This is a genomic window from Rhodobacter sp. SY28-1, assembly GCF_005222785.1.
GTDB lineage: Bacteria > Pseudomonadota > Alphaproteobacteria > Rhodobacterales > Rhodobacteraceae > Tabrizicola.
This window is the reverse complement of sequence record NZ_STGH01000001.1, coordinates 1,553,518-1,580,292: the sequence shown is the minus strand read 5'-3', so window position 1 is coordinate 1,580,292 and position 26,775 is coordinate 1,553,518. Positions and strand designations below refer to the sequence as shown.

Below are 26,775 nucleotides of genomic sequence, written 5' to 3'. Positions count from 1 at the left end.
CGAACTCCTGTTCATCGGGTCAGGCTGGGGTGGTTGTCCAAAGTACAACCTCCCCGTCGCCGCTGAACAAACAGTTAGTGAAAGCTCCCCGCAATGCAAACCCTGTCGCGGCGCATCAAACGCATGTGAACGCAATTGTCACGGAAAGCGCAGGCGGGACAGGTCAGGCCGATTGCACCAGCCAGACGATCAGCACGCCAAGAGCCAGCGCCCCCAGCCCGATCATCCGGCGTTGATCGACCGGCAGCGAGGCGAGAAGCCGCAGTGCATCCTCGATACGACGAGGGGCCAGTGCAAGCACCAGCCCCTCGATCGCAAGCACCAGACCCAGTGCCAGAAAGATTTCGGTCACGGCGAGGCCGGGGCCGTTTCCGCCGGGGCCGCTGGGGCCGGAGCAGGCGTCGTCGGGCCCACCGAGGCGCCGCTGGGACGGCCAGCGTCCGAGCGCAGATAGTCGAAGAACTCGCTGTCCGGCTGCATGACGATCGACGAGTTGCCCCCCTTCAGGCTCGCCTCGTAGGCCGAGAGCGAGCGGATGAAGGCGAAGAACTCCGGGTCCTGGCCATAGGCTTCGGCAAGGATCGCGTTCCGCTCGGCATCGGCCTCGCCGCGGATCACCTCGGCCTGGCGCCGCGCGTCCGAGGTCAGTTCCACCACGGTCCGGTCGGCCGAGGCCCGCACCCGCTGCGCGGCTTCGCCACCACGGGCCTTTTCGTCGGCCGCTTCGCGTTCGCGTTCGGCGCGCATCCGGGCGAAGGTCGCTTCCAGGTTCTGTTCCGGCAGGTCGGTCCGGGTCAGCCGCACGTCGATGACGTCGATGCCCAGCGCCTGGCCCTCGCGCTTGGCGATGGTCAGGATCTGGTTCATCAGCCCGGCGCGGTTCTGGCTGAGGACCTGATCCTGCGTCGCGTTGCCCAGGACTTCCGGAATGGCCTGCGACAGGATGTTGCCCAGAAGCTGCTGGGCACGTTCCTCGGCCCCGGTGCCGACCGACTGGCGGAATTCGACCAGGTTGACGATGCGCCAGCGGGCGAAGGCATCCACCACCAGACGGCGGTCGGACAAGAGCGTGACTTCGATCGGCTGGGTCTGCAGCCCAAGTATCCGGTCTTCGTACAGGACCACGTCCTGCAGAAGCGGGACCTTGAAGCCAAGGCCGGCCTCCTCCTTCACTTGCATGACCTGGCCGAACTGCAGGACCAGCGCCTTCTTGCGTTCATCGACGATGAAGACCGACGACAGGACCAGGACCAGGGCCACGATCAGAACGGCGGGAATGACATAGATCGCACGCATCAGTTTGACCCTCCAGCCGTGCCGGCCCCTTGGGCGGGCGTCATCCGGCCAAGTTCGTTCAGGGGCAGGAAGGGCACCACGCCCTGTCCGGCTTCGCCGCCCGAGACCCCGTCAAGGATCACCTTGTTCATGCCACCCAGCACCCGCTCCATGGTTTCCAGATAAAGCCGCCGCCGGGTTACCTCGGGCGCCTTCACATATTCGGTGTAGACCGACAGGAAGCGCGCCGCTTCACCTTGCGCGCTGTTCACCGCCTCGGCCCGGTAGGCCTCGGCCGCTTCCATCAGCCGCGCTGCCTCGCCTCGGGCACCGGCGGTGACCTGGTTGGCGTAGGCGTCGGCCTCTTTCTCCAGCCGGTCGCGTTCCTGGGCTGCCGCCTGCACGGCGCGGAAGGCGTCGATCACCTCGCGCGGGGCCTGGGCGACGGACAGGTTGACCCGGATCACCGTGATCCCGGCGTTGTAGCTGTCGAGCGTAGCCTGCACCGCCGTCCGCAGGTCCGCGGCGATGACGCCCCGGTCGCGGTTCAGGATCGGCGACAGTTCCGACCGGGCGATGATGTCGCGCATCGCGCTTTCGCTGACGGCCTTGATGGTGACTTCCGGCTCGGCCAGGTTGAACAGGTATTTCTCGGGGTCCGAGATGTTCCAGACCACCTGGAAGCCGATGTCGACGATGTTCTGGTCGCGGGTCAGCATCAGGCCGCCATCCGCGTTACCCTGCACCGCGCCGATGTCGGTGGTGCGTTCGCCGGTCACCTGGACCTTCTCGTAGGTCACGATCGGCCAGGGGGCGAAGTTCAGCCCCGGATCACCCACACCCGCGCTTTCGCCCAGGAACAGCTCGACCGAGCGTTCTTCGGGCCGGACGGTGTAGAAGGACATGAACGACCAGACCGCGATCAGCGCAAGGACGCCAAGGGCCACGCCCTGCTTGGTCAACATCGGACCGTCAGGATCACCGCCCGGGCCTCCGGTGCCGCGATTGCCGCGCCCGCCCATCAGGACGCGCAGCTGTTCCTGCCCCTTCTTCATCAGCTGGTCGATTTCGGGGATCTGACCGCCGCCCTGACCGGGCCTGCCGCCGCGACGGTCGTCGTCGTCGTTGTTGCCCCGTCCGCCCCGGTCATCCCCGCCCGAGCCGCCACCGCCGCCCCAGGGACCGCCACTTCCTGCCATTGATCGAACCTCTTTCAGAACTTTTCCCTAAGCTGGTCATATCCAGCCGGAAATCAACCCGTCGCGACCGCCTGTCAGGCAGTTCGCACCGGTTTTCGCATCGTCACCAGCTCTTCGGCCATCGTAGGATGGACCGCGCAGGTGGCGTCGAAATCCTCTTTAGTCGCCCCCATCCGGATCGCGATGGCCGCAAGCTGGATCATCTCGCCCGCTTCGGGTGCGACGATATGGCAGCCCAGGACCTTCCGCGTCGCCTGGCTGACGATCAGTTTCATCAGCACCCGGTCGGGCTTGCCGGCGAAGGCCGTCTTCATCGGGCGGAAAGCTGTGGCATAGACCTCGATCGGCTCCTGCGCCCGGGCCGCCTCCTCGGACAGGCCCACGCTGCCCATCTCGGGCTGGGTGAAAATGGCCGAGGCGACCAGCTGATGGTCGAAGACCGTGGGCTTTCCGCCAAAGACGGTGTCTGCGCAGGCATGCCCCTCGCGGATCGCCACGGGGGTCAGGTTGATCCGGCCGGTCACGTCGCCCACCGCAAAGACCGAAGGCACGGCAGTCTGGCTGTAGCGGTCCACGGGGATCTCGCCGTTCCGGCCCAGCTCCAGCCCCAGCGCCTCCAGCCCCAGGCCTTCGGTGTTCGGGCGGCGGCCGGTGGCATAGAGTACGAGGTCGAACTCGGCCTCGCTGCCGTCGGTCGCCACGGCAAGGATGCCGGTCGCGGTCTTTTCCAGCCGCATGACCGCCGTGCCGCAGTGGATGTTGATCCCGCCCGCGCGCATCGCGTTCGAGACATGCCCCCGCGCCTCGTCGTCGAAGCCCCGCAGGATCTGCGCCCCGCGGTAGTACTGGCTGACCTCGACACCCAGCCCTTTCAGGATGCAGGCAAATTCGCTGGCGATATAGCCGCCGCCGACCACCAGCGCCCGCTTGGGCAGCACGTCCAGGTGGAACATCTCGTTCGAGGTGACGGCGAGATCCGAGCCCGGGAAGTCAGGCACGAAAGGCCGCCCGCCCGTCGCGATCAGGATGTGCTTGGCGGTGAACTCGGCCCCCGAGGCCAGCCGCACCCGATGCGGATCGACCACGGTGGCGCGCTCGTCATGCACCGTCACGCCCGCGTTCTTCAGCGTGTTGCGATAGGCCCCTTCCAGCCGGTCCAGCTCGGCCTCCAGCCGGGTGCGGAAGGCGATCCAGTCGAACGGCCCGGCCTTGATGTCCCAGCCGTAAGCCTGCGCTTCCTCGACCATCCCGGAAAACTCGCTGGCAAAGACCATCAACTTTTTCGGCACGCAGCCTCGGATGACGCAGGTCCCGCCCATCCGGCTTTCCTCGGCCAGACCCACCTTCGCGCCATACTCGCCCGAAGCGATCCGCGCCGCCCGGACCCCGCCCGAGCCGCCGCCGATGACAAAGAGATCGTAGTCGAAGGTCATGTCACGCGCCTCGTCCGCAGCTCTATTCAGCGCCACAGCTAAGCCTTCGCGGCCCGGGACGGAAGCCCGGGGCCGCACTTTTCGGTTCCCTGATGGTAAGTGGGGGCCGCGCCCCTAGCGAAGGATGCGCTGAAGGCGGGACTGAAACAGATCGACCAGTTCCGGCTGCATGAAGTCATAGGTGTCGGGAATATCCAAACAAACCAGCCGCTTTCCCTTAAGCTGGGCGGCCATCTGCCGTTTCAGGCGGGACAGCTGGGCCTTCTCCATCACCGCGATCGTGTCTGCCCAGGCCAGATGCTCGGGTGTTACACGTTCGTCGGCATCGGTGCTGAGGCCCGCAAAATCGGAATGGAGACCCAGCTGCTCGGCCACAGCCGCTGCCGTCGGGCTGCGCTTTCGCGCCTTGCCGCAAATGAACAGGATGTTGCTCATCCGGCCCGGATCACGCCGCGATCCGCCGCTCAGTCGAGGTCGGCAAAGATGTTGCGGCTTTCGGTCAGGTCGACCGCGCCATTCTCGATCCGGCCCGAGTTGATGTCGCGCACCGTCACCCGGCCGTCGCCTTGCCCGATCACCACGATGTCGCAGATGTCAATGAAGAGCCCGTTCTCGACCACGCCCGGGATCTGGTTCAGGACCAGCGCCAGCTGGCGCGGATTGCCGATCCGCTTGAGGTTCAGGTCCAGAAGGTAATGCCCCTCATCCGTCCGCAAGGGCGCATCATTGACCATGCGCAGGCTGACTTCGCGGTTCATCACGTCCAGGCTGTACAGCGTTTCCTCGATCAGCGCCTTGGTGGTCTGCCAGCCGAAGGGGATCACCTCGACCGGCAGCGGAAACGCGCCAAGCTGTGCCACTTCCTTCGCCGCATCGGCGATCACGATCATCCGGTCGCTGGCCGTCGCCACGATCTTTTCCTGCAGAAGCGCCGCGCCGCCGCCCTTGATCAGGTTCAGGTTCGCGTCAAACTCGTCCGCGCCGTCGATGGTCAGGTCCAGCCATTTCACCTCGTCCAACCCGACGACCGTGAGCGCGCTGGACCGCGCCAGATCCGCCGTGCGGGTCGAGGTCGCCACGCAGGTCACCTGCAGCCCGTCCTCGCGCACCCGTTCCGCCAGGCAGCGCACCATCCAGGCCGCCGTCGACCCGGTCCCGAGCCCCAGCTTCATCCCCGGTTCGACGAAATCGACAGACCGGCGCGCGGCGACGTATTTGGCCTGATCGATGGGTGAAAGCTCGGCAGCCATGCGAAATCCCCTTTTGGTTGCCCCGCAATAGCGCAAAGACTGCCACAGGGCGAGAGGCTTCGCACGGGACAATTCACCCGCAATCGGGAAACACCGGGGCTCAGCCGGCCTGTGCCGCAAGGGCCGCTGCGGCCTCGATCTCGTCCACCGACAGGGCGGCATTGCCATCGCGGTCCAGCGACAGGAGCGCGCGCAGCATCGTGGCCTCCTCCTCGCCCAGGGCGCGCAGGGCCGCGGCGCGGGCATCGGCGGCCATCTCTCCTGTGTCGATGCGGCCATCGCCGTTCAGGTCAGCGGCGCGGAACTGACGCTCCAGCCTGCCCCGGCCGCTGGCGCTGGCGGCGCGCTGGGTGACTGCAAGTTCCCGTGCGTCCAGCGCGCCGTCGGCATCAAGGTCCATCGCCAGCATCCGCCGCAGGGAGGACGCGCGGGCCGCCGCCCGTTCCAGCTCGATGTGATCCTCGATCCCCGCAGCCGTCAGGCCCTCCGGCCCGCCGAACCCGGCGATCAGGTCCGTCACCCGCGGGGCGAAGCGGTCGGGGTCTCGGCCCATCGCCTTTTCCAGCCCCGTCTCCTCGGCCAGGGCCACCTGTGCCATGGCAAGCATCGCCAGAATGATGATCCCCGTTTTCCGCTGCATTCCGTCCTCCGCCAGCTCTCGCCGGGCAAGTCTTGCCCTGACAAGGTTTCCAGCCGGTTAACTGCACAGCGTCGATCTGCTGCAGAGGGTCGCTTTTTTCGCAGCGATGTGGCGATAGTTGCGCAAGCTTGGCACCACCAAGGCCGAAGGACCCCGATGTATCTGTTGCACTACGCCCCGGACAATGCCTCGCTGATCATCCGGCTGGTGCTGGATGGGGCAGGCATTCCCTATCGGACGGCGCTGGTCGACCGGTCCCGGCGTCAGCAGGACGGACCCGCCTACCGCGCCTTGAACCCGACCGGGCTGATCCCGACGCTGGAGACGCCAGTGGGGCCGATCTCGGAAACCGGGGCGATCCTGTTGTGGCTGGTGGACACGCACAAGCTTGGCCCCGCGCCCGGCAATGCGGACCGTCCGGTCTTCCTGAAATGGCTGTTCTTCCTGTCGAACACCGCGCATGCCGACCTGCGCACGATCTTCTACCCGCATCAGTACGCGCCAGCCGATGCCCATGCCGCGCATCATGAAATCATGTCGGCCCGCATGCTGCGCCATTTCGCCTTGCTGGACGCTGCCGCCAAGGCGCATCCCGTCCTGTTCGCGGCGGGTCGGCCCCTGGGCGTCTACACCATCACCTTGTCCCGCTGGTCCGCGCTGTATCCGGTGGACGCCCCGCGCTGGCTGGACCTTGCAGAGTTTCCCACCCTTGCAGAGCTTGCCCGCGCACAAGAACATCGGGTGGAAACCCCCATCGTCGCCCGGGCCGAGGGGCTGGGCCCCCATCCCTTCACCCGGCCCGAACAGCCGAACCCGCCGGAAGGATCTGTCCTGTGACCCTGACGCTCCACCACGCGCCCGACTTCGCCTCGACCATCGTCCGCTTTGCGCTGGAAGAGCTGGAATTGCCGCACACGCTGGCCATCGTCGACATCGTGGGCGGCGCGCTTTCCAGCCCCGAATACCGGCAGGTGAACCCCGTGGGCCTGATCCCGGCACTAGAAACCGACGACGGCCCGATGTTCGAGACGGCGGCGATCCTTCTGTGGCTGGTGGACCGGACGGGGCGGCTTGGCCCCGGACCCCAGGACCCCGACCGCGGGGCCTTCCTGTCCTGGCTGTTCTTCACCTCGAACGCGCTGCACCAGGCGGCGCTGGCGATGTTCTACCCACACCGCGCGGCAGGCGAAGCGAACTCGGCTGCGGCACAGGCCGCGGCACAAGAGCAGATCGTGGCGCGACTGGGACTGGTGGAGCAGATGATCGCCACGCAGGCCCCGCGCTGGCTGTCGGCGGATCATCCAGGCGTGCTGGGCTATTACATCGGCGTCCTCGTGCGCTGGCTGATCCTTCTGCCGCCCGCGCCCTATGGTATCCGGATCGACGACTTCCCACATCTGAAAGCCGTCCTCGCCGCGCATGAGGCCCGCCCCGCCGCCCTGCGCGTCGCAGCCTCCGACGGCCTCGGCCCCACCCCCTTCACCAACCCAGGTTCCTGATGTTCCTCTCAGTCTTCGACATGTTCAAGGTGGGCATCGGCCCGTCCTCCAGCCACACGATGGGACCGATGGTCGCCGCCGCGCGGTTCCTTGATGCGCTACGCGCCTCGCCGTTCCATTTCCACGGATTGCGGGCGTCGCTGCATGGGTCCCTCGCCTTCACCGGGGTCGGCCATGCCACCGACCGGGCGACGATCCTCGGCCTCGCCGGGTTCGCGCCCGACACCTATGACGCCGACAAGGCCGAGGCGGTGCTGGCGCGGATCAAGGAGACGAAGGTGATCGAGGCACCGGGCCTCGGCACCCTTGCCTTCGACCCGGGCAAGGACCTGGTCTTTGACTACGGCCCAGCCCTTCCCGGCCATGCCAATGGGATGATCCTGAAAGCCACTGACGCCCAGGGCGACGTGATCCTGGAGGAGACCTACTATTCCATCGGCGGCGGCTTCGTCCTGACCGCTGCCGAACAGGCCGAGGCCGGGGGTGCCAAGTCCAAGGCGCGGGCCGATGTGCCCTGGCCGTTCGAGACCGCCGCCGAAATGCTGGAGATGGCGAAGCGCTCCGGCCTCTCCATCGCGGCGATGAAACGCCAGAATGAGCTGAAGTTCCGCTCTGCCGCAGAGTTGGACGCCGGGATCAACCGGATCTGGCAGGTGATGAACGACTGCATTTCCCGGGGCATGAAGGGCGAGGGCATCCTGCCCGGAGGCCTCAAGGTCCGCCGCCGTGCCAAGGGCATCCACGACGCGCTGATCGCCGAACGGGTCCTGAACCTCACCCCGCCGCATACGATCAACGACTGGATGTCGCTGTACGCGATGGCGGTGAACGAGGAGAACGCCGCCGGTGGCCAGGTCGTGACCGCGCCGACCAACGGCGCCGCAGGTGTGGTCCCGGCAGTCCTGCGGTACTACCTCGACCATGTGCCAGGGGCATCGACCGCAAGGGTCGGCGACTTCCTCCTGACCGCCGCCGCGATCGGAGGCCTCTGCAAACACAACGCCTCGATTTCCGGCGCCGAATGCGGCTGCCAGGCCGAAGTCGGCTCTGCCGCCGCCATGGCCGCCGCAGGCCTCTGCGCCGTGCTGGGGGGCACCCCCGAACAGGTGGAAAACGCCGCCGAGATCGCGCTGGAGCACCACCTCGGCATGACCTGCGACCCGGTCAAGGGCCTCGTGCAGGTGCCCTGCATCGAACGGAACGGCCTCGGCGCGATCAAGGCGGTCTCGGCTGCCTCGCTCAGCTTGCGCGGCGACGGCCAGCACCTCGTCAGCCTTGACGTCTGCATCGAGACGATGCGCCAGACGGGCCGCGACATGCACGAGAAGTACAAGGAAACCTCGCTCGGCGGGCTGGCGGTCAACGTCCCGAACTGCTGAACTTTCCCGTCTCGAAAAATCCCGGGGGGGGGGGGCCGAGGGTTTCGCCATTGGTTCGGGAAGCCGGAGGCACGGGCAACGCCCCCATCACCCGAGGAGGAGGGCGCAGGCCCGACGACGAGACAAAAGGCTCGCGCGTCAGCGCTCAATTCGAAGACCGCCCCCTCCGCCTGCGATGTCGCTTTCAGGCAGGAATCCGATGGGCCCAGCCGCTAGGCAAGACACATGACCCGCGACACCACCCTTCAGGGCGTCGTCCTGATGCTCGCCTTCTGCGTGATCGCGCCACTTCTGGACGTGGCCGCCAAGCTTGCCGCCGAAAACGGCGTGCCCGTGGGCCAGGTCACCGCCGCCCGCTTTGTGGTGCAGACCGCCCTCATGCTGCCCGTCGTGCTGGTCATGCGCCTGCCGCTGGGACTGGACGCCAAGGCACTGGCCTACACCACCCTGCGGGCCCTTTTCCTGCTCGTCTCGACCTATGCCTTCGTTTCGGCCATCGAATACATGCCCATCGCCGACGCGCTGGCCATCGTCTTCGTCGAACCCTTCATCCTGTTGATCCTGGGGTATTTCCTCTTTGGCGACCAGGTCGGCCCGCGCCGTATCGCCGCCTGCGCCGTGGGCTTTGTCGGCGCGATGTTCGTGATCCAGCCCTCGCTCGCCGCCTTCGGACTTGTCGCGCTCTGGCCCCTTGCCACGGCCTTCCTCTTTGCCTTCTACATGCTTGTCACCCGCGCGATTTCCGCCTGGATGCACCCCGTTACCATGCAGTTCCACACCTCCTGGACCGGGCTGCTTCTCTGCCTGCCGGTGATGATCCTTGCCGATGGCTCCGGCATCACCTCGCTCGACCCGATCTGGCCTGCGGGCTGGAACTGGCTCTGGCTCTTCGGCGTGGGCTTCTGGGCCGCGGTCAGCCACATGTGCATGACCTACGCGCTGAAGTATGCGCCCTCGGCCACGCTCGCCCCCCTGCACTACTGCGAGATCGTGACGGCGGTGATCCTGGGCTACCTGATCTTCGGCGACTTCCCGAACCGTCTGACCTGGATCGGCATCGCGATCATCGTCTCCTCCGGCCTCTACATCATCTACCGAGAGCGTCTGACGGCCAAAGCCAAGGCGCGCGAGCCCAACGTCACGGTGCTGCCCGAAGCGCCCTGATCGCCGCGTCCAGCCGGCGCCGGGGCAGGATCACCAGCATGCCCCTCCGGTCGAACTCCAGCACGACCCGACGCTCCACCACCCGGTTCGATGTGCCGATCATCCCGTCAGGGGCAAAGTCGATGCCCGAGATCGGCCATTCCAGGCCCGTGCTGGTCCCCGTGACCGATGCCATCGGAAACAGGGACAGAGGATCGCCGGGCATCAGGTCCAGTTCCAGCCGGCGCGGCGCGGCGAAGGCAAAGTCCTTCGGGCCGATCAACAGGCACCGCCGTTCGGCCCGGGCGATCAGGGTGGCAAAGGCGGCGAGCCCATGGTCCAGCCGCGCCCCGGCAAAGCCCAGAGCAATGACCAGCGGCGCCTCGATCAGCCGCAGCGCCTTGTCGAAGTCGGTGGTGACCTGTTCCGCCACAAGATGTTGGTGGGCCACGGGAATTGCCGCGCGCGCCGTGGCGGAAATCGAATCCATGTCGCCGATCACCGCCTGTGGCGTCACCCCCAGCTGCAGAAGCCGGTCAGCCCCGCCGTCCGCGGCCACCGGTACCGGCGCGCGTCGCAGCGCCAGCGCAAGATCACGCGCCGGGAACGGTCCCCCTCCGGCAAGCGTTACACCGTGGGTTGACTGGACAATCGGCAATTTCATGTAAGACTGTATCCAATTAAGGCAGATTCCTGGGGGCCCGGCCACAATCAATCCATCAAATTACCCCGGTCTGTCCATGCATTAGGACGGTGTCCGAGACTATCGTGAGACGACCAAGGCGAAAGGCTGTCCAGTCATGACCAGTGAAAGCAAGATCCTGACCGTGTCCTACGGGACTTTCAGCTGCACGCTGGAAGGCTTCGAGAATCCCTTCGACACCATGAAGGCGATTGCCGAATACTTCCGCGACCTCGCCGCACAGGACCGCCATTTCGGGGCCGAGCCTCCGCCGCCCGATGCCGCCATGCTGCACCGCCTTGCCGAACGAGAATTGTCGCGTCTTGCCGCCGCCGCCGGGCAGCGTGACGATGCCCCGCGGGCCGAGGCGCTGGCAGACAGCCCGGCCGAACCCGCAGTGACCCCGCGCATCCTTTTCAACCAGGTGCCCCGCCGCCAGTCGGCCGATCTGGACGCGCCCGACTTCGCGGTCGAGGAAGACGAAGGCGCGACCGAGCCTTCGGTGCAGGATGTGATCCCGGATGGCGTCGCGGCCAAGCTGGCCCGCATCCGTCGCGCGGTGAACCCCGCTGCCGCCGACCTGACCACAGCAGCGTCGCCCTTCGTGGCCGAGCCGATCGAGGCCAAGCCGGAGTTGACCGCCGATCTGGACGGCGATGCCGCCGTCGCGCTGGTTGACGAGGATACGGCCGACGCGGCCGGGGACAGCCTGGAGGCTGAAGTCGGCCAGGACGTGGCCGCCCGTCTGGGTGCGCTGATTTCCGATGCCGAGCCTGCCGAACCTGCGGCCTTCCTCGCCGACGACCTTGTCGAGGACGCGATGTCCGAAGTGGCCGAGACCGAGGAACGGGCCGAAACCTTCTCTCCCTTCGTCGAGCCGGTGGAGGAAGAGCCTTTCGTCGCCGTGGCGGACCTTGAGGAAGCGCCCGTTGAAACGGCAGCCGACGCCGAGGACCTGGCCGATCTTGCCGCCATGGACGGTGTCAGCGCCGACGAGGCCGCAGCCTTTTCCGCAGCGCCCGATGCGCCGCGCCTGGAAGATGATCCGCTGTATTTCGACAGCGACATGGAGCTGCCCGTCGCCCCCACCGAAGCGCCGGTCGCCTTCGTCGCCGAGGATGCGGGTACCGAGCTTGAGACGGCTGAAATCGCCGAAACGTCGACCGAACTCGCCGTTGAGGCCGATGCTGATCCCGAGGTCACCGCCGAGCCTGCGGCGGCCGAGGCCGCGCCCGAGCTTCCGGTCGTCAAGGCCAACAAGCGCTCGCGTCGCCTGAACTCGCGCGTCGTGCGCCTGCATCCCAGCGAAGACCTCGACGCCGCGCCAAGCGATCCGGCGGCCACCCGCGCGATGGCTGGCGAAAGCGAATCGGACGAAATCGCGCGCCTGATGCAGCAGGCCGAAGAGGTGATGGCCGAAGAGGCGAACCGTCGCCGGCAAGAGGCCCTGTCGCATCTGAAGAACGCCGTCGCCTCGACCGAGGCCGACCGCGCCGACCTGGACTATGAGGCCCCGCGTACGGACGTGAACCTCGACCCCTACCGCGACGACCTGGCCGAGGCGATCCAGCCCGACGCGCCTGCTGCCCCCGAGGCCGCGCCCGATGTGAAGCCCACCCGCCGCAAGTCGGTCAGCATCCGCCCGCAGGAACCACGTCCCGGCACGATCCGCCCGGGCATGATCAGCCCGCCGCCGCTTGTCCTGGTGTCGGAACAGCGCATCGACCGCGTCGGCCCCGCCGTGGCCCCCGCTCCGACCGCAGCGCCGCTCGTCTCGCCCGCCACGCCCGGTATCGCCCCGGCCAAACCCGACGGCCAGCCGATGGTCGCGGTCCGGACCGGCCGCCTGTCGGGCGCGATCGGTGCCGGTGCGGCGCTCGCCGCCTCTGCGGCACCGGCCCGCAACATTGCGCTCGACAAGCCATCCTACGGCCCGGCGACCGATGCTGACGACGACGAGGATCTGGCCGAAGACAGCCGCGAGATCGACGAATCCGGCCTGGCCGCTTTCGCCGAGAACGTCGGCGCGAAGTCGATGGCCGAAATGCTGGAAGCCGCCGCCGCCTATGCCACCTGCGTCGAAAAGCGTGAGCAATTCACCCGGCCGCAGCTGATGCGCCGCATGATGGCCTCGGCCGGCGGCAAACCGGTCAGCCGCGAGGATGGCTTGCGCAGCTTCGGCACGCTTCTGCGCACCGGCCGGATCGAGAAGGTGACCCGCGGCCACTACAGCCTAGCCGAGACTTCGCCCTACCTCGCCGAGGCTCGCCGCCTGACCTGAACGCGGCCTGGATCACCAAAGACCGATCAGACGGATGGGCCCTGCCCGTCCGTCTTTTCCTTTGCGACCCCGGGCGCGTCGGGGTCGGCCTGACCGATCCCCCGGAAGATGAACCGGAACGGCAGCGCCCAAAGAAAGCCCAGGCCCACATAGATCACCAGTTCGACCAGAAACGACGGCCGTTCGATCAGCCCGACGAGCGTCACCGCCGCGACCACATAGAGCGGCATCCCGATCAGCAGGATCACCAGCGCCCAGCGCCGCCGGGCCTTGTAGCTTAGCGCCATCTCGTCACTCCAGGCCTGCTCCTCGCGTCCTGCGGTCGCGCCTCGCGAAGAGAACGCGAAGCCGCACGAAAAGCCGTTCAGTCCGCGAAGGGATCCGTCACCAGGATCGTGTCGTCCCGTTCCGGCGAGGTGGACAGTAGCGCGACCGGGCACTGGATCAACTCCTCGATCCGGCGGACATACTTGATCGCGGCCCCCGGAAGCTGCGCCCAGGACCGCGCCCCGGCCGTCGTCTCCGACCAGCCTTCCATTTCTTCGTAAATGGGCGTGCAGCGCGCCTGTTCATCCGCCGCGATGGGCAGATAATCCATCCGCTTGCCGTCCAGATCGTAGCCGACGCAAATCTTCAGCGTCTTGAACCCGTCCAGCACGTCAAGCTTGGTCAGCGCGATGCCCGACACTCCGGAGGTCGCGCAGGTCTGCCGCACCAGCACCGCATCGAACCAGCCGCAGCGGCGTTTGCGCCCGGTCACCGTGCCGAATTCATGCCCGCGCTCGCCCAACCGCTCACCGTCCGCATCAAACAGTTCCGCCGGGAAGGGGCCTTCCCCTACCCGCGTCGTATAGGCCTTCACGATCCCCAGGACGAAATCGATCGCGGTCGGGCCGACCCCGGTGCCAGTCGCTGCCTGCCCCGCGATGGTGTTGGAGGACGTCACATAGGGATAGGTCCCGTAGTCGATATCCAGAAGCGAGCCCTGCGCGCCTTCGAACAGGATGCGTTTGCCCGCCCGACGTGCCTCGTTCAGCACCTTCCAGACCGGCCCGGCATAGGGCTTCAGCTTCGGCGCGATCTCCAGAAGCTGCGCTTTCAACGCTGCGGGGTCCACGGGCTCCAGCCCCAACCCCGCCCGCAGCGCGTTGTGATGCGTCAGCAAGCGGCCGATCCGCGTGTCCAAGGTCGCCGGATCAAAGAGGTCCGCCACCCGGATCGCCCGGCGCCCGACCTTGTCCTCATAGGCCGGGCCGATGCCGCGTCCCGTGGTGCCGATCTTGGCCACGGAGGTCTGCGCTTCACGCCCACGGTCCAATTCGCCGTGAATCGGCAGGATCAGCGAGGCATTCTCCGCCAGCATCAGGTTCTCGGGCGTGATCTCCACCCCCTGCCCGCGCAGCTTCTCGATCTCGGCCACCAGATGCCAGGGGTCCACCACCACGCCGTTGCCGATGACGGAAAGCTTGCCGCCGCGCACGATGCCGCTTGGCAAGAGCGACAGCTTGTAGACCGTGTTCCCGATGACCAGCGTGTGGCCCGCGTTGTGCCCGCCCTGGAACCGCGCGATCACATCGGCGCGCTCGGACAGCCAGTCGACCAGCTTGCCCTTGCCCTCATCGCCCCACTGGGCACCCACCACGACGACGTTGGCCATGCGCATTTCCCCGAGTCAGTGACAAACCCTGCGCGGTATAGCGACAGGTCCCGCACGGGGAAACCCGTCAAATGCACGCTCAGAGGTAAAGCCGGGGCATCCGCGCGCCGGAGGTGAGGGTCACGATGACCCCCGTCACCACAAACACCACGATCAGCACGACAAAGGCGCGCAAAAGCCAACGTGGCCGCGATCCCGTGGTCAGCATCTGCCCGCCCATTGCGATGACCACCCCGCCGGTCACCAGAAGCCACAGGACCGATAGCCCGGCCCCGTCCGGGGTGATCCGCCAGCCCATGACCCCGGTCAGAAGGTAAACCGCGATCCAGACCAGCACCGCGCCGCACAAGAGGAAGGCCACCCCGCCCAGGCGCATCCGCTCCGTAGTCATGCCAGCCCCCCAAGCGGGATGAAGTCCGGGCAGCCCGGCTGCAACGGACCGCCCCACGGATCGCCATGCCACCGGTCCACCCGCAAACCGGCCGCCGCAATCGCCCCGGCCAACTCGTCGAACCCCGGAAAGGCGATCCGCGACCGGGCCTGCCAATGCCGCCCATCCTGCAGCCGGTAATGCGTCTGGTACTCGATCACCCCCGGCACGTCCGTCTCCTCCGCCGCGTTCCACCGCTCGAGCGCGCCATATTCGGGATGCGCCCGCACCTCCCGGGTGGCCTCGGGCGTCCACTGCTCCCACTCCCGCGCGTCCGGATTGCGGCTGTCAAGGAAGAACCGACCACCCGGTGCCAGATGCCGGGCGATCGTTGCCAGACAGGCCGCCCGGTCTTCCGCGCGCAGCAAGGTCTGGAACGCATGCCCCGTCATCACCACCGCCTGAAACCGACGCCTCAGGTCCAGCCCCTGCGCCGGGGCCTCAATCCAGCGCACCGCGTCCCCTCCCGGCCGCGCCCGGGCGACGTCCAGCATCGCCGCCGCCGGGTCGACGCCCACCACCTCTGCCCCCCGCGCCGCCAGCGCCACCGAGAAGATCCCTGTCCCGCAGCCCAGGTCCAGCGCCGTATCCGCTCCCTCGACCAGCGTCAGGAACCAGTCGAAGTCGACCGGCCAGGGATTGTCCCAATCGTACAGCACGGCGAGCGCCGGATCGTGATACAGCGCGTCCATTCCACCCCCTTGCCTCAACCGCGCACGAGGCTAGCATGGGGCCGCCGAAACCGTCAGGAACAAGATCATGGGCTTCCTTTTGCGCTGGCTTGGCGCCTTCCTCCTTCTCGCCGCGATCTTCAACCCGACCGCCTGGAACTACGTCACCTGGGCGCGCGAGGCCTGGGGCGAGCAGACGCCGCTGATCGTCTTCCTGGGCCTGATCCTTGCCGTCGCCGCGATGGTCTATCTGGTGGCGACCATGCGCTCGATCGGCATCCTCGGCGCGCTGATCATCGCCGCGATCTTTGGGGCAGGCATCTGGGTCCTGACCGATTGGGGCCTCCTCGGCCTCGACAACTCGGCGCTCAACACCTGGCTCGCGCTGATCGTGCTGTCGCTGATCCTCGGCATCGGCATGTCCTGGTCAATCCTGCGCCAGCGCCTGTCCGGCCAGCAGACCACGGACGAGGTCGATGGCTGAGACCCTCCTCTACCTGACACTCGGGACGAACGACCTCGACCGGGCCGCGCGGTTCTACGATGCGGCGCTTGCCCCCCTCGGCCTGATCCGCCGCGCGACCGAAGCGACCGAGGTCGGCTACGGCCTGACCTCCGACCGCCGCACCCGGCTCTGGATCACGTTGCCCTTCGACGGCAAGCCCGCAACCGTCGGCAACGGCTCGATGCCAGCGCTCGTGGCCCCCGACCAGGAGGCCGTGCGCGCCTTCCACAAAGCCGCACTGGCGCATGGCGGCAGCGATGAAGGCGCGCCCGGCCTGCGCCCCTATGGCCCCGCCTTCTTTGCGGCCTATGTGCGCGACCCGGATGGCAACAAGCTCTCTGCTGTCCACGAAGGCCCCTGACCCGCCCGCCTTCAGCCCATCGCACAGGTTCGGCTCTTGCCCATGGCCCAAATACTCCCGCCGGAGGCTCCGCCGTCGCCACCCACGATCCGCTCGGCCCTGGTCCGCGGCAGCGCCGTCCGAGCGGGGCTCGATGCCCCCGAGGACGGCTCCCCCGTCCAGGAACCCTTGCGCCTTGGCCCCCTTCCGCCTAGATAGGCGCGTCAGCCGCCGGAGCCCGTCTTGGAAAACGTAATCCTCATCATCCACCTGATCCTCGCCCTTCTCCTGATCGGCGTCGTGCTCATGCAACGCTCCGAAGGGGGCGGACTGGGCATTGGTGGTGGTGGCGGCACGATGTCCGCCCGGGGTGCCGCGACCGCGATGACCAAGCTGACCTGGATCTTCGCCGCGGCCTTCATCGTGACCTCGATCACCCTGACGATCCTTGCCACCCGCGGCGGCGAGGGCGGTTCGGTCGTCGACACCGCAACGACCGAGGGCACGACCGAAGCCCCGGCAACCGACGCCCCGGCAACCGGCGGCGGCCTTGCCGGCACCGACCTGACCCTGCCCGGCACTTCGACGGGCAACGCTCCGGCAACCCCGCCGCGCGCCGACGAACCGGCCGCTCCGGCCACGAACCCCTGATCCTACAACTGCTTGCAGTCGATCCTGACCGAACCCGCATGATCTAGCGGGGCAGGCGTTGCCTATCTTGCCGGGAGCCGCTATACCTCGACTCCCGTGGTGCCGCGATTCCACCCCATCCGAATCGCGCAAGTAAACACGGGAGACCCGCCTTGGCGCGTTACATCTTCATCACCGGCGGCGTCGTTTCCTCCCTCGGCAAGGGCCTCGCCTCAGCCGCCCTGGGCGCGCTTCTTCAGGCCCGAGGCTACACCGTTCGCCTCCGCAAGCTTGACCCCTACCTGAACGTCGACCCCGGCACGATGTCGCCCTTTGAACATGGCGAGGTCTTCGTCACCGACGACGGCGCCGAGACCGACCTCGACCTTGGCCACTACGAACGCTTCACCGGCGTCCATGCGCGGACCACCGACTCCATCTCCTCCGGCCGCATCTATTCCAACGTCCTCGAAAAGGAACGCCGTGGCGACTACCTGGGGAAAACCATCCAGGTCATTCCCCACGTCACCAACGAGATCAAGGACTTCCTCCGCATCGGCGACGATGAGGTCGACTTCATGCTGTGCGAGATCGGCGGCACGGTCGGCGACATCGAGGGCCTGCCGTTCTTTGAATCCATCCGCCAGTTCATCCACGAACGTCCGCGCGGCCAGTCGATCCTGATGCACCTGACGCTGCTGCCGTACCTCTCGGCCAGCGGCGAATTGAAGACCAAGCCCACCCAGCACTCCGTCAAGGAACTGCAATCCATCGGCCTTGCCCCCGACGTGCTCGTCTGCCGGTCCGAACACCCGATCCCCGAGCGCGAGCTGGAAAAGATCGCCCTCTTCTGCAACGTCCGCAAACAGGCCGTCGTGCCCGCCTATGACCTGAAGACGATCTACGAGGCCCCCCTCGCCTACCACCGCGCGGGCCTTGACCAGGCAGTCCTCGACGCCTTCGGCATCACGCCTGCGCCGAAACCCAACCTTGCCCGCTGGGAAGACGTGATGGACCGCATCACTCACCCCGAAGGCGAGGTGCGCGTCGCCATCGTCGGCAAATACACCCAGCTGGAAGACGCCTACAAATCCATCGCCGAGGCCCTGACCCATGGCGGCATGGCTAACCGGACGAAGGTCCGCGCCGAATGGATCGACGCCGAGATATTCGAGCGCGAAGACCCCGCGCCCTGGCTGGAAAACTTCCACGCCATCCTCGTCCCCGGCGGCTTTGGCGAACGCGGGACGGAAGGAAAGATCAAGGCCGCCACCTTCGCGCGGGAAAAGAAAGTGCCCTATCTGGGCATCTGCCTTGGTATGCAGATGGCCGTGATCGAGGCCGCCCGGAACCTGGTGGGGGTGAAGAACGCTGGGTCCGAGGAGTTCGACCACGAAGCCGGTGAAAAGCGTTTCACCCCCGTGGTTTACCACCTGAAGGAATGGGTCCAGGGCAACCACACCGTCCGGCGGAAAGCCGACGACGCCAAGGGCGGCACGATGCGCCTTGGCGCCTATACCGCGAACCTCAAGGACGGCTCCGCCGTGGCCCGCATCTACGGCACCAACGTGATCGAGGAACGCCACCGCCACCGCTATGAGGTGGACATCCAGTACCGTGAGGACCTGGAGAAATGCGGGTTGATCTTCAGCGGCATGTCCCCGGACGGGCGTCTGCCCGAGATCGTCGAGGTCAAGGACCACCCCTGGTTCATCGGCGTCCAGTTCCACCCCGAGCTGAAGTCCAAGCCCTTCGCCCCGCACCCGCTGTTCGCGGATTTTGTCCGGGCGGCGGTGGAGGTGTCGAGGCTGGTCTGACGCCCACAAGCACAACCGAGACTGCCAGACAGAGCTGAGTTTCTGACTGCCGCCAACCCCGTCACGCCCCCTTCTGGAGCGTGATGCGGATCAGGCACAGTGCGATAAAGACAACTCGGCCATTTTGATCGAACGTTCCATATTCAGTTAAATTAATATCTTATTAAGACTTCTTAACGAGCTCGGGCTCTACCTCGCGCAGCAAAGGATTGAAAAATGAAAAGCGCTCTTGCCCTGTGCCTCTTGACGATTTCCGCCCCCGGCCTTGCCCTCGCGCAGGACATGTCGGGCGCAGTTACCCTCGGCTTCGGTGACCACAACGTTTCGGACATCGACCAAGGTCTCTCGACCGCCAGCCTCGACGGCCGGATCAACCTGACATTCGCAAACGGCATGACTCTCGGCGTCAACGCCGGGTATCTGGACCTTGGCATCGACGGCGTGCCCGTCGACATCACGGCGACCTTCGTTGGCCTCGACGTCGGCTACAAGATGGCCAGCGGCCTGTCCTTCGGCGTCTACGCCGAGCAGCTGACCGGCCAGATCAGCCTTGCCCCCATCGACCTGTCGCTGAAATCCATCGGGGCCGAGGTCGGCTACGAAACCGGCAACCTTGACCTTGGCGCCTTTGTCGGGCGCACCTCGGTCAGCCCTGACATCGCCGATATCGATGCCGACACACTGGGCCTGTCGGCCAAGTATGCCGCGATGCCGAACCTGACCATCGGCGGCAGCTTCCAGCGCGCCTCGATCAGTGCAGGCGGGGGCGAAGCGGATGTCGACCTGCTCGGCCTGGCCGGCGCTTACGACATCACCGACCAGTTCTCGACGTTTGGCGGCATCAGCCGCACGACGATCGATGGGGTTGACGCGGACATCACCACCATGGGCCTTGGCCTGGGCTACAACCTGGACCTCGGTGGTGTTTCCTCGACAGTCTCGCTGGAACTGGCGCGGACTGACCTCTCGGCGTTGGGGGGCAGCACGGATCTCGACACGGTCCGCCTCGGCTTCACGCTGCCGCTGGGCGGCGCGGGCACCGAGGCACCGTTGAACAGTGTCGCCGACTCGATCTTCAACCCGCGCCACGGTGCGGTGAATGCGGCGCTGACCGGCGCGTTCTGATCAGGGTCCATGACCTTGAACGGGCGGCGCAGACCCTGCGCCGCCCGTTTGCATTGTCGCCGGTCACTCCAGACAGGCCGCCACCGACCCGTCCTCGCGCATAAGCCACAGCCCCGCGGGCGACACCACGAACCCTCGCGCCTCGACCAGCGCCTGCAGCCAGGCGGCCTCACGCTCCATCCGATCCGGCTCCACGCAGGCCATTTCGGTGACGGCCAAAGGGCCAAGCTGTAGCGTGCCCGCATCAAGGTCAGCCGTGCCGGTAAAGCGGTTGCAGCCTGTGGTGCCCTCGACGCGGCCTTCGAAGCTGACCGACAGCGACAGGCCCGCGCCATCGGGCACCGCCACTCCGTCAATCCACGTCGGCTCCCAGACCCGGTCCGCGATCCGGCCGACCGAGATCGAGACGCCGGTTTCGGGGTCACCGTCGAAAACCGGCGGTGTCGGGCCGCACGCGAGGGCGAAGTTAGGACACAGCGCCACGGCAATGGCTAGAGACAGGCGGGGCATCGGGACCTCCAGGTGATCACGGCGATCCTGACAGGGCCGGACACTGCTGCCAAGGCAGTCCCTCCCCACCCCGAAAGCCAAGGGCCGAGGCCATTGCAACCCCGGCCCCTTGGTTAAGTCCACGTGAACGCGCCTGGCCAAGCCCTTGATTTTCCAAGGTCCGCAAGCGCTGTCCTGCGTGGTCAGCCGAGCGCCCCCAGCACCACCGGCTCCACCTCGTGCCAGCCTTCCCACATCATCTTCAAGGCGACGTAGAGGATGATGAGAAGCCCGATATAGGCGATCCAGCGGTACTTGTTCAAAAGGTTGGCAATCCAGCTCGCCGCGAGGCCCATCATCGCGATCGACAGCGCCAGACCGATGATCAGGACCGTCGGGTGGTCCTTCGCGGCCCCCGCCACGGCCAGCACGTTGTCGAGGCTCATCGACACGTCCGCCACCACGATCTGGGTCGCGGCCTGCGCGAAGGTCTTCTTCGGCGCGTCGTCGGCGATGGCTCCGTCCTTGTCGAGGTCCTGGTTGGCCAGCGCCTCCACCGCCTCGATGTCATGGGCGTGCGCCCCGGCGCGCAGTTCCTGCCACATCTTCCAGCAAACCCACAGCAGGAGGATGCCGCCGGCGAGGAGAAGCCCCACGATGGCCAGAAGCTGCGTCGTGATCAGCGCGAAGCCGATCCGCATCACGGTCGCCGCGCCGATCCCCACCAGGATCGCCTTGGCCCGCTGTTCCTTCGGCAGGCCCGCAGCGGCAAGCCCGATCACGATGGCGTTGTCGCCCGCAAGCACGAGGTCGATCCCGATGACCTGCATCAGGGCCACGAAGCCCTCGTAGGTGAAGATTTCCATGACTGTCCCTATCGCTTTTTGCAGGTCCTACGCCCACTGCGTTGCCGGTTCAAGCCGGTTGCAAGGCGCTGGCCGTGCGGCTAGGCAGGGTCATGCTGTCCTACCAACACCTCTACCATGCCGGGAACCTGGCGGACGTCCAGAAACACGCGGTGCTGGCCTGGGTGCTGGACTACCTGACCCACAAGGAGAAGCCCCTGACCTACATCGAGACCCATGCCGGGCGCGGGGTCTATGATCTGCGAGCGGAGGAGGCAGTAAGGACGGGTGAGGCGGCGGCGGGAATCGGATTGGCCGAGGCGCTGTTTCCGCCGGACCACCCCTACCGGCAGCGGCTGGAGGAGGCGCGGGCCGGTTACGGGGCGCGGGCCTATCCGGGATCACCCCTGATCGCGGCGTTGGGGCTGCGGGAGACGGATTCGATCCACCTGGCGGAACTGCACCCGCAGGAATTCGCCGCGCTGGAGAAAGCCGCGAAGGACTGGGGCGCACATGTCCACAGGCGCGACGGGTTCGACCTGGCGCTGGCGCTGACGCCCCCCACCCCGCGGCGGGGGCTGATGCTGATTGATCCCTCGTATGAAGTGAAGACGGACTACGAGACGATCCCGCGCCACATGGCGAACATCCATCGCAAGTGGAACGTCGGCATCCTGATCCTGTGGTATCCGATCCTGACGGGCGGCGCGCATGGCCCTATGCTGAAGGCGCTGGAAGCCGCGTTCCCCTACGGCCTGCGGCACGAGGTCCGCTTTCCCCCCGTGCGCGAGGGGCATCGGATGGAAGGATCGGGCCTGTTCATCGTCAATGCGCCCTATGGTCTGGCGGAAGAACTGGCCGCGCTCACAACCCGGTTTGCCCGGCTTCCAAAGCCCGGCTCGACGCCCTAGGTTGTCTGCATGATCGATCTTCTTCGCCGGCTCTTGGCCCCCGAACCCGCCCGACTGCCCGAAACCGACGCCCAGCTTGCGCTGGCGGCGCTGCTGGTCCGCATTGCCCGCACCGACGGGCTTTACGCCGCCGAGGAGGTGGAACGGATCGACCGCGTGTTAACGCGTCGCTATGGGCTGGACCCCTTCGCCGCGGCAAGACTGCGGACCGAGGCCGAGGAGCTGGAAAGCGCAGCACCGGACACCGTCCGCTTCACCCGCGCGCTGAAGGACGCCGTGCCGCTGGAGGACCGGGCCGATCTGATGGTGGCTCTGTGGTCGGTCGCCCTGGCCGATGGCCTGCGCGAGGCGCATGAGGACCGGCTGATGCGGCTGGTGGCGAACCTTCTGGGGCTGACGGATGTTGAATCGGCCTTGGCACGGCAGCGGGCGGAACGGGAATGATCGCAAGCCTTGGGATGTATGACTTCGGCCCGGCAGTTGCCGCAAACGACCGGCTTTGGGCGCTGATCCGGAGGGGTCTGACAGGCCGTGGCATCGCTGCACCCGAGACGCTGACCCGGGGCGAGCACGCCTATTGGGACGCGTGGCAGGCCCCCGAACTGGTCCTGTCGCAGACCTGCGGCTATCCGTTCCGGGCGCGTCTGCAGTACAAGGTGACCTATGTCGGCACCCCGGATTACGGGGTCGATGGCTGTGCGCCGGGCCATTATCGCTCGGTCTTCGTGGCCCGAGCCGACGACCCGCGACAGACACTGGCCGACTTCCACGGCGCGCGATTTGCCTACAATGAGGCGTTGTCGCAATCCGGCTGGGCTGCGCCGCAGACCCATGCCTCCAGGCTTGGCATTTCCCTGCCGCCGCTGCTGCAGACGGGCGGGCACCGACTGTCGGCCCATGCGGTTGCCGAAGCCAGGGCGGATATCGCGGCACTGGATGCAGTCACCTTTGCCTTGTTGCTGGAAGCCGATCCGGTCGTTGCACGGCTGAAAGTCGTCGCCCTGACCGACCCGACCCCCGGCCTGCCCTACATCACGGCGGCGGGCCGTGATCCGCAGCCGATCTTCGACGCGGTCGGCGAGGCCATCGCTGCCCTTGACCCGGCGGATCGCGCCACCCTGCGGCTGAAGGGCTTTGTCCGGCTTCCCGTGGCGGATTATCTCGCGGTGCCCAATCCCCCGTCACCCGAACAGATTGCCGCGCAAATCTGATCAAATCACCGGCTTGGGGAAGACGAACCGGCCAAATCGCCGTTGCATTGACACAAAATCTGCTTCCTACTGCCTGACCAACCGCCTCAGATATCAAGAGCCATGCCCGACGCCTCTGCCGACACTCCGGTCATCCAGATCCGCGACCTGCACAAAAGCTATGGGCAGCTTGAAGTGCTCAAGGGGGTCGACCTGACCGCACCGCGCGGGCATGTCGTGTCGCTGATCGGGTCCTCGGGGTCCGGCAAGTCCACGCTTCTGCGCTGCTGCAATCTTCTGGAAGACAGCCAGCAGGGCGAGATCAAGTTCGAAGGTGAGGCGGTGCGCTGGAAGGGCGAGGGCATGGCCCGGCATCCGGCCGACCGCGAGCAGGTCACGCGCATCCGCACCAACCTGTCGATGGTGTTCCAGCAGTTCAACCTGTGGTCCCACCTGACGATCCTGCAGAACGTGATGGAGGCGCCGGTCACCGTGCTGAAGCGCGACCCGAAAGAGGTCGAGGCGAAGGCGCGGCAGTATCTGGCCAAGGTGGGCATCGGCGACAAGGCCGACGCCTGGCCCGCGCAACTGTCGGGTGGCCAGCAGCAGCGCGCGGCCATCGCGCGGGCACTGTGCATGGAGCCGCGCGCGCTGCTGTTCGATGAGCCGACCTCTGCGCTGGACCCCGAGCTTGAGCAGGAGGTCGTCCGCGTCATCAAGGCATTGGCGGATGAAGGGCGGACCATGCTTCTGGTCACGCATGACATGAAGCTGGCGGCGGATTGTTCCGACCATGTGATCTTCCTGCACAAGGGCAAGATTGAGGAACAGGGTCCGCCGTCCAGCCTGTTCGGCAATCCGCAAAGCGAACGGCTGCGCGGGTTCCTGTCGGCGACGGCGGCGTGATGTCCTGTGCGGGGGCGATCGCCTATGCCGTGACCGGGCTGGTGCTTGCGGCATCCGAGCCGGTCGTGATCGGCACCGACGCCCCGTTTCCGGCCTACACTTATGTCGACGAGGCCGGGGTGATCACCGGCTTTGAACGCGATGTGATGGATCAGGTCTGCAGTCGCGCCGCGCTGACCTGTACCTGGGAACTGGCGAATTTCGACCAGCTGATCCCCGGGGTGATGACGGGCCGGTTCGACGTGGTTCTGGGCGGGATCGCGGTGACGGAAGAGCGGCGAGCGATGGTCGACTTCACCGATCCCTATCACGGCACCGACCCCAACGAATGGTACATCGGGCGTCCCGGGGCGAAGGCTCCGGCAGAGGCGCTGGTGGCGGTGCAGTCGGGCACGGTGCAAGAGGCGCATCTGCGGCAGATGGGGTATCGGCATGTGTCGTTCCCGACCGAGCCGCAGGTGCTGGAGTCGCTTCTGGAGGGCCAGGTCGATCTGGCGCTGGGGCCATTCGAGACCCGGCAGGACATCAACGACTTCGTGGCCGTCAACGGGTTCGATTACCTGTATTCCGAAGTGATCCTTGACGACGGCGTCGGAATGGCCGTCTGCAAGGGAAACAGCAGCTTGCTGGGCAGTCTGAATATGGCGCTGGATGCGATGCGCCGTGACGGAACGCTTGCAAGCCTGGAAAACCGCTGGTTCGAATGACCGGCAGAACAACCATCCAATAGGGGAGACTACGGATGAAAAGACTACTTCTCGCAACCGCTCTGGTGGGCATCTCGGGCGCGGCCTTCGCGCAGGACGTCGTCCGTCTGGGCACGGAGGGCGCCTACCCTCCCTACAACTTCATCAACGACGCGGGCGAAGTCGCGGGCTTTGAGCGCGAGTTCGGCGACGAGCTCTGCAAGCGCGCTGGCCTGACCTGCGAATGGGTGACGAACGAGTGGGACTCGATCATCCCGAACCTGCAGTCGGGCAACTATGACGTCATCATCGCCGGGATGAGCATCACCGACGAGCGTGAGGAAGTGATCGACTTCAGCCAGGGCTACCTGCCCCCGGCTTCGTCGGCCTATCTGGCGGCGGCGGCGGATGCCGACCTGATGTCGGGCCCGGTCGCAGCGCAGACCTCGACGATCCAGGCGGCCTTCGTGGCCGAGAACGGCATGCAACTAGTCGAATACGCCACGCCGGAAGAAACCGTTGCGGCGGTGAAGAACGGCGAAGCTGTTGCGGTGCTGGCCGACAAGGACTACCTGGTGCCGATCGCGGCGGAATCGGGCGGGGCGCTGGTTCTGTTGGAGAAGGAAGAGTCGATCGGTGGCGGCGTGGGTCTTGGCTTCCGGGACAGCGACGACGACCTGCGCGGCAAGTTCGACGTGGCGATCAAGTCGATGAAGTGCGACGGCACGCTGGACGCGATGATCACCAAGGCCGAATACTTCGGACCCGAGGCCAAGACCTGGGGCGATGCCGGCAAGGAAGGCTGCTGAGGCCTGACCCGGGCGGGCTTTCGGGCCCGCCCCTTTCCGACAGGATCCACGAATGTTCGAAGCCTGCGCCGATCCGAAATCCATCGAGGGCCTGACCTGGTACCTCTGCTATTTCACGTCGGCCAAGCACGTCGATTTCTACTGGTCCTTCCTGACTGTCCTTCTTCTTCTCGCCATCACCGCCCCCGCCGCGCTTGGCATGGGATTCATGGGCGCCACCGCCGCACGGTCGCATATCGCGCCGGTCAGCTGGCTGGGCAAGATCTACATCTGGATGGTGCGCGGCGTGCCCGACATCATCTTCTTCCTGTTCTTCGTCATCGCGCTGGATCAGGTCATCGAATACTCGAAAAGCCTGGTGGTCTGCGAAAGCCATGCTTGGCCCTGGCAGGGGTTGGAATTCCGGGTCTGCCCCGAAGCCAAGGTCCCGCTTGGCAAATCCGCGGCCTTCTGGCACCAGGCCTATGGCTTCATGCTGGCCGTCGTCACCTTCGCCATCGTCTTCGGGGCCTTTGTCGCCAACGTGATCTACGGCGCGATGCAGGCCGTCCCCCGCGCGCAGCTGGAAACCGCCGAAGCCTACGGGATGAGCCGCAGGCAGGTCTTCCGCCGCATCCTGGTGCCGCAGATGTGGATCTACGCGCTGCCCGGCCTTGGCAACCTGTGGATGATCCTGATCAAGGCCACCCCGCTCTTGTTCCTGCTGGGTGTCCGGGACATCGTCTACTATGCGCGCGAGTTGGGCGGGTCGAAGACCCAGGCCTATGAGTATCCGCATGGCGACTGGCGGCTTTGGTACTTCCTGGGGCTTCTGGTCTTCTACCTGATCTTCACCCGCATCTCGGAAATCGGCATCGGCAAACTGACCGCGCGGCTGAGCCACGGCCAGGCCACGGCGGGCGGCGAAGCCCTGCGGAGGGCCGGCGCATGAGCGACCAAAAGTCTTCGAAGACTCTCGCAAACTCCTTCGAAGGAATTTGGCC

31 protein-coding genes are annotated in these 26,775 nt (G+C 66.5%); 17 read left to right on the top strand and 14 right to left on the bottom strand.

Features of this window, described 5'->3' with window-relative positions; all coding sequences use genetic code 11:
* Window positions 1–163 precede the first annotated feature (163 nt).
* The 7 genes from E8M84_RS07850 to E8M84_RS07820 all read right to left on the bottom strand — a co-directional run bounded on the left by E8M84_RS07850 (window position 164) and on the right by E8M84_RS07820 (window position 5,797).
* Entirely contained in the window at window positions 164–352 is a 189-nt protein-coding gene (locus E8M84_RS07850) for a DUF2065 domain-containing protein (RefSeq protein ID WP_137110568.1), read from the bottom strand.
* Window positions 349–1,296: a protease modulator HflC gene (gene hflC, locus E8M84_RS07845; RefSeq protein ID WP_394347391.1), complete on the bottom strand. Its 948-nt coding sequence runs from the start codon at window positions 1,294–1,296 to the stop codon at window positions 349–351. The genes E8M84_RS07850 and hflC overlap by 4 nt, the downstream gene beginning before the upstream one ends.
* A complete protein-coding gene (gene hflK, locus E8M84_RS07840; RefSeq protein WP_137110566.1) occupies window positions 1,296–2,474 on the bottom strand; it encodes an FtsH protease activity modulator HflK in 1,179 nt (392 codons plus the stop codon). The genes hflC and hflK overlap by 1 nt, the downstream gene beginning before the upstream one ends.
* Before the next feature lie 74 nt (window positions 2,475–2,548).
* Window positions 2,549–3,907, bottom strand: a complete 1,359-nt coding sequence (gene gor / locus E8M84_RS07835) for a glutathione-disulfide reductase (RefSeq protein ID WP_137110565.1) — start codon at window positions 3,905–3,907, stop codon at window positions 2,549–2,551.
* A gap of 114 nt (window positions 3,908–4,021) precedes the next feature.
* Entirely contained in the window at window positions 4,022–4,342 is a 321-nt protein-coding gene (locus E8M84_RS07830; RefSeq protein ID WP_137110564.1) for a low molecular weight protein tyrosine phosphatase family protein, read from the bottom strand.
* A gap of 29 nt (window positions 4,343–4,371) precedes the next feature.
* Complete coding sequence (gene rpiA / locus E8M84_RS07825; protein ID WP_137110563.1) at window positions 4,372–5,157, bottom strand: ribose-5-phosphate isomerase RpiA; 786 nt, start codon at window positions 5,155–5,157, stop codon at window positions 4,372–4,374.
* Between the two features lie 100 nt (window positions 5,158–5,257).
* Window positions 5,258–5,797: a hypothetical protein gene (locus E8M84_RS07820; protein ID WP_137110562.1), complete on the bottom strand. Its 540-nt coding sequence runs from the start codon at window positions 5,795–5,797 to the stop codon at window positions 5,258–5,260.
* 156 nt (window positions 5,798–5,953) lie between these two features.
* On the opposite strand from E8M84_RS07820, the gene E8M84_RS07815 reads away from it, so the two are divergent.
* From E8M84_RS07815 to E8M84_RS07800, 4 genes are all read left to right on the top strand, one after another.
* Window positions 5,954–6,634, top strand: coding sequence for a glutathione S-transferase family protein (locus tag E8M84_RS07815; protein WP_137110561.1), 681 nt, complete (start codon window positions 5,954–5,956; stop codon window positions 6,632–6,634).
* The gene (locus E8M84_RS07810) at window positions 6,631–7,296 is read left to right on the top strand and encodes a glutathione S-transferase family protein (RefSeq protein WP_137110560.1); all 666 of its coding nucleotides are present in this window, start codon (window positions 6,631–6,633) and stop codon (window positions 7,294–7,296) included. Before E8M84_RS07815 ends, E8M84_RS07810 begins: the two co-directional genes overlap by 4 nt.
* Window positions 7,296–8,675 (top strand): L-serine ammonia-lyase, encoded by a 1,380-nt coding sequence (locus tag E8M84_RS07805; RefSeq protein WP_137110559.1) that lies wholly within the window; start codon window positions 7,296–7,298, stop codon window positions 8,673–8,675. Before E8M84_RS07810 ends, E8M84_RS07805 begins: the two co-directional genes overlap by 1 nt.
* A gap of 225 nt (window positions 8,676–8,900) precedes the next feature.
* Entirely contained in the window at window positions 8,901–9,839 is a 939-nt protein-coding gene (locus tag E8M84_RS07800; protein ID WP_240790308.1) for a DMT family transporter, read from the top strand.
* Here E8M84_RS07800 and E8M84_RS07795 read toward each other — a convergent pair.
* A complete protein-coding gene (locus E8M84_RS07795) occupies window positions 9,814–10,482 on the bottom strand; it encodes a thiamine diphosphokinase (RefSeq protein ID WP_137110558.1) in 669 nt (222 codons plus the stop codon). The two genes, E8M84_RS07800 and E8M84_RS07795, sit on opposite strands and share 26 nt — an antisense overlap.
* Before the next feature lie 136 nt (window positions 10,483–10,618).
* Here E8M84_RS07795 and E8M84_RS07790 point away from each other — a divergent pair, with 136 nt between their 5' ends.
* Window positions 10,619–12,781, top strand: coding sequence for a hypothetical protein (locus E8M84_RS07790; protein WP_137110557.1), 2,163 nt, complete (start codon window positions 10,619–10,621; stop codon window positions 12,779–12,781).
* 26 nt (window positions 12,782–12,807) lie between these two features.
* Here E8M84_RS07790 and E8M84_RS07785 read toward each other — a convergent pair whose 3' ends face one another.
* The 4 genes from E8M84_RS07785 to E8M84_RS07770 all read right to left on the bottom strand — a co-directional run bounded on the left by E8M84_RS07785 (window position 12,808) and on the right by E8M84_RS07770 (window position 15,560).
* A complete protein-coding gene (locus E8M84_RS07785; RefSeq protein WP_137110556.1) occupies window positions 12,808–13,068 on the bottom strand; it encodes a DUF2842 domain-containing protein in 261 nt (86 codons plus the stop codon).
* Window positions 13,069–13,145: 77 nt separating this feature from the next.
* Complete coding sequence (locus E8M84_RS07780) at window positions 13,146–14,438, bottom strand: adenylosuccinate synthase (RefSeq protein ID WP_137110555.1); 1,293 nt, start codon at window positions 14,436–14,438, stop codon at window positions 13,146–13,148.
* Between the two features lie 79 nt (window positions 14,439–14,517).
* Window positions 14,518–14,829 carry a hypothetical protein gene (locus tag E8M84_RS07775; RefSeq protein WP_137110554.1) on the bottom strand — a complete coding sequence of 104 codons (312 nt, stop codon included), beginning with the start codon at window positions 14,827–14,829 and terminating at the stop codon, window positions 14,518–14,520.
* A complete protein-coding gene (locus E8M84_RS07770; protein ID WP_137110553.1) occupies window positions 14,826–15,560 on the bottom strand; it encodes a bifunctional 2-polyprenyl-6-hydroxyphenol methylase/3-demethylubiquinol 3-O-methyltransferase UbiG in 735 nt (244 codons plus the stop codon). Before E8M84_RS07770 ends, E8M84_RS07775 begins: the two co-directional genes overlap by 4 nt.
* Window positions 15,561–15,627: 67 nt before the next feature.
* On the opposite strand from E8M84_RS07770, the gene E8M84_RS07765 reads away from it, so the two are divergent.
* The 5 genes from E8M84_RS07765 to E8M84_RS07745 all read left to right on the top strand — a co-directional run bounded on the left by E8M84_RS07765 (window position 15,628) and on the right by E8M84_RS07745 (window position 19,956).
* Entirely contained in the window at window positions 15,628–16,023 is a 396-nt protein-coding gene (locus E8M84_RS07765; RefSeq protein ID WP_137110552.1) for a DUF6524 family protein, read from the top strand.
* Complete coding sequence (locus tag E8M84_RS07760) at window positions 16,016–16,405, top strand: VOC family protein (RefSeq protein ID WP_137110551.1); 390 nt, start codon at window positions 16,016–16,018, stop codon at window positions 16,403–16,405. The genes E8M84_RS07765 and E8M84_RS07760 overlap by 8 nt, the downstream gene beginning before the upstream one ends.
* 222 nt (window positions 16,406–16,627) lie before the next feature.
* A complete protein-coding gene (secG, locus tag E8M84_RS07755) occupies window positions 16,628–17,035 on the top strand; it encodes a preprotein translocase subunit SecG (RefSeq protein WP_137110550.1) in 408 nt (135 codons plus the stop codon).
* A 152-nt stretch (window positions 17,036–17,187) separates the two neighbouring features.
* Entirely contained in the window at window positions 17,188–18,831 is a 1,644-nt protein-coding gene (locus tag E8M84_RS07750) for a CTP synthase (RefSeq protein WP_137110549.1), read from the top strand.
* A gap of 216 nt (window positions 18,832–19,047) precedes the next feature.
* Entirely contained in the window at window positions 19,048–19,956 is a 909-nt protein-coding gene (locus tag E8M84_RS07745; protein ID WP_137110548.1) for a porin, read from the top strand.
* A 63-nt stretch (window positions 19,957–20,019) separates the two neighbouring features.
* Here E8M84_RS07745 and E8M84_RS07740 read toward each other — a convergent pair whose 3' ends face one another.
* Together E8M84_RS07740 and E8M84_RS07735 are read right to left on the bottom strand one after the other, a co-directional pair.
* Window positions 20,020–20,466, bottom strand: coding sequence for an META domain-containing protein (locus E8M84_RS07740; RefSeq protein ID WP_137110547.1), 447 nt, complete (start codon window positions 20,464–20,466; stop codon window positions 20,020–20,022).
* A gap of 182 nt (window positions 20,467–20,648) precedes the next feature.
* On the bottom strand, window positions 20,649–21,311 hold the full coding sequence (locus tag E8M84_RS07735; RefSeq protein WP_137110546.1) for a TerC family protein: 663 nt from the start codon (window positions 21,309–21,311) through the stop codon (window positions 20,649–20,651).
* 92 nt (window positions 21,312–21,403) lie between these two features.
* Here E8M84_RS07735 and E8M84_RS07730 point away from each other — a divergent pair, with 92 nt between their 5' ends.
* The 7 genes from E8M84_RS07730 to E8M84_RS07700 all read left to right on the top strand — a co-directional run bounded on the left by E8M84_RS07730 (window position 21,404) and on the right by E8M84_RS07700 (window position 26,723).
* Entirely contained in the window at window positions 21,404–22,201 is a 798-nt protein-coding gene (locus tag E8M84_RS07730) for a 23S rRNA (adenine(2030)-N(6))-methyltransferase RlmJ (protein ID WP_137110545.1), read from the top strand.
* A 9-nt stretch (window positions 22,202–22,210) separates the two neighbouring features.
* On the top strand, window positions 22,211–22,645 hold the full coding sequence (locus E8M84_RS07725) for a TerB family tellurite resistance protein (protein WP_137110544.1): 435 nt from the start codon (window positions 22,211–22,213) through the stop codon (window positions 22,643–22,645).
* A complete protein-coding gene (locus E8M84_RS07720; RefSeq protein WP_137110543.1) occupies window positions 22,642–23,412 on the top strand; it encodes a phosphate/phosphite/phosphonate ABC transporter substrate-binding protein in 771 nt (256 codons plus the stop codon). Before E8M84_RS07725 ends, E8M84_RS07720 begins: the two co-directional genes overlap by 4 nt.
* A gap of 102 nt (window positions 23,413–23,514) precedes the next feature.
* Window positions 23,515–24,297 carry an ABC transporter ATP-binding protein gene (locus E8M84_RS07715; protein WP_137110542.1) on the top strand — a complete coding sequence of 261 codons (783 nt, stop codon included), beginning with the start codon at window positions 23,515–23,517 and terminating at the stop codon, window positions 24,295–24,297.
* A complete protein-coding gene (locus E8M84_RS07710) occupies window positions 24,297–25,004 on the top strand; it encodes an ABC transporter substrate-binding protein (RefSeq protein ID WP_137110541.1) in 708 nt (235 codons plus the stop codon). Before E8M84_RS07715 ends, E8M84_RS07710 begins: the two co-directional genes overlap by 1 nt.
* 35 nt (window positions 25,005–25,039) lie before the next feature.
* Window positions 25,040–25,792 carry a transporter substrate-binding domain-containing protein gene (locus tag E8M84_RS07705; protein ID WP_137110540.1) on the top strand — a complete coding sequence of 251 codons (753 nt, stop codon included), beginning with the start codon at window positions 25,040–25,042 and terminating at the stop codon, window positions 25,790–25,792.
* A gap of 52 nt (window positions 25,793–25,844) precedes the next feature.
* Window positions 25,845–26,723 (top strand): ABC transporter permease, encoded by an 879-nt coding sequence (locus tag E8M84_RS07700; protein ID WP_137110539.1) that lies wholly within the window; start codon window positions 25,845–25,847, stop codon window positions 26,721–26,723.
* The last annotated feature ends 52 nt before the right edge of the window (window positions 26,724–26,775 follow it).

Bases quoted from the DNA above. Each gene is read 5' to 3' on its own strand.
- E8M84_RS07735 (WP_137110546.1), bottom strand. From the start codon at position 21,311: ATGGAAATCTTCACCTACGAGGGCTTCGTGGCCCTGATGCAGGTCATC.
- E8M84_RS07730 (WP_137110545.1), top strand. From the start codon at position 21,404: ATGCTGTCCTACCAACACCTCTACCATGCCGGGAACCTGGCGGACGTC.
- E8M84_RS07740 (WP_137110547.1), bottom strand. From the start codon at position 20,466: ATGCCCCGCCTGTCTCTAGCCATTGCCGTGGCGCTGTGTCCTAACTTC.
- E8M84_RS07700 (WP_137110539.1), top strand. From the start codon at position 25,845: ATGTTCGAAGCCTGCGCCGATCCGAAATCCATCGAGGGCCTGACCTGG.
- E8M84_RS07815 (WP_137110561.1), top strand. From the start codon at position 5,954: ATGTATCTGTTGCACTACGCCCCGGACAATGCCTCGCTGATCATCCGG.
- E8M84_RS07705 (WP_137110540.1), top strand. From the start codon at position 25,040: ATGAAAAGACTACTTCTCGCAACCGCTCTGGTGGGCATCTCGGGCGCG.
- E8M84_RS07760 (WP_137110551.1), top strand. From the start codon at position 16,016: ATGGCTGAGACCCTCCTCTACCTGACACTCGGGACGAACGACCTCGAC.
- E8M84_RS07800 (WP_240790308.1), top strand. From the start codon at position 8,901: ATGACCCGCGACACCACCCTTCAGGGCGTCGTCCTGATGCTCGCCTTC.
- E8M84_RS07710 (WP_137110541.1), top strand. From the start codon at position 24,297: ATGTCCTGTGCGGGGGCGATCGCCTATGCCGTGACCGGGCTGGTGCTT.
- hflC (WP_394347391.1), bottom strand. From the start codon at position 1,296: ATGCGTGCGATCTATGTCATTCCCGCCGTTCTGATCGTGGCCCTGGTC.
- E8M84_RS07780 (WP_137110555.1), bottom strand. From the start codon at position 14,438: ATGGCCAACGTCGTCGTGGTGGGTGCCCAGTGGGGCGATGAGGGCAAG.
- E8M84_RS07765 (WP_137110552.1), top strand. From the start codon at position 15,628: ATGGGCTTCCTTTTGCGCTGGCTTGGCGCCTTCCTCCTTCTCGCCGCG.
- E8M84_RS07785 (WP_137110556.1), bottom strand. From the start codon at position 13,068: ATGGCGCTAAGCTACAAGGCCCGGCGGCGCTGGGCGCTGGTGATCCTG.
- E8M84_RS07805 (WP_137110559.1), top strand. From the start codon at position 7,296: ATGTTCCTCTCAGTCTTCGACATGTTCAAGGTGGGCATCGGCCCGTCC.
- E8M84_RS07795 (WP_137110558.1), bottom strand. From the start codon at position 10,482: ATGAAATTGCCGATTGTCCAGTCAACCCACGGTGTAACGCTTGCCGGA.
- E8M84_RS07820 (WP_137110562.1), bottom strand. From the start codon at position 5,797: ATGCAGCGGAAAACGGGGATCATCATTCTGGCGATGCTTGCCATGGCA.
- E8M84_RS07770 (WP_137110553.1), bottom strand. From the start codon at position 15,560: ATGGACGCGCTGTATCACGATCCGGCGCTCGCCGTGCTGTACGATTGG.
- gor (WP_137110565.1), bottom strand. From the start codon at position 3,907: ATGACCTTCGACTACGATCTCTTTGTCATCGGCGGCGGCTCGGGCGGG.
- E8M84_RS07830 (WP_137110564.1), bottom strand. From the start codon at position 4,342: ATGAGCAACATCCTGTTCATTTGCGGCAAGGCGCGAAAGCGCAGCCCG.
- E8M84_RS07715 (WP_137110542.1), top strand. From the start codon at position 23,515: ATGCCCGACGCCTCTGCCGACACTCCGGTCATCCAGATCCGCGACCTG.
- E8M84_RS07745 (WP_137110548.1), top strand. From the start codon at position 19,048: ATGAAAAGCGCTCTTGCCCTGTGCCTCTTGACGATTTCCGCCCCCGGC.
- E8M84_RS07720 (WP_137110543.1), top strand. From the start codon at position 22,642: ATGATCGCAAGCCTTGGGATGTATGACTTCGGCCCGGCAGTTGCCGCA.
- E8M84_RS07775 (WP_137110554.1), bottom strand. From the start codon at position 14,829: ATGACTACGGAGCGGATGCGCCTGGGCGGGGTGGCCTTCCTCTTGTGC.
- E8M84_RS07790 (WP_137110557.1), top strand. From the start codon at position 10,619: ATGACCAGTGAAAGCAAGATCCTGACCGTGTCCTACGGGACTTTCAGC.
- rpiA (WP_137110563.1), bottom strand. From the start codon at position 5,157: ATGGCTGCCGAGCTTTCACCCATCGATCAGGCCAAATACGTCGCCGCG.
- E8M84_RS07725 (WP_137110544.1), top strand. From the start codon at position 22,211: ATGATCGATCTTCTTCGCCGGCTCTTGGCCCCCGAACCCGCCCGACTG.
- hflK (WP_137110566.1), bottom strand. From the start codon at position 2,474: ATGGCAGGAAGTGGCGGTCCCTGGGGCGGCGGTGGCGGCTCGGGCGGG.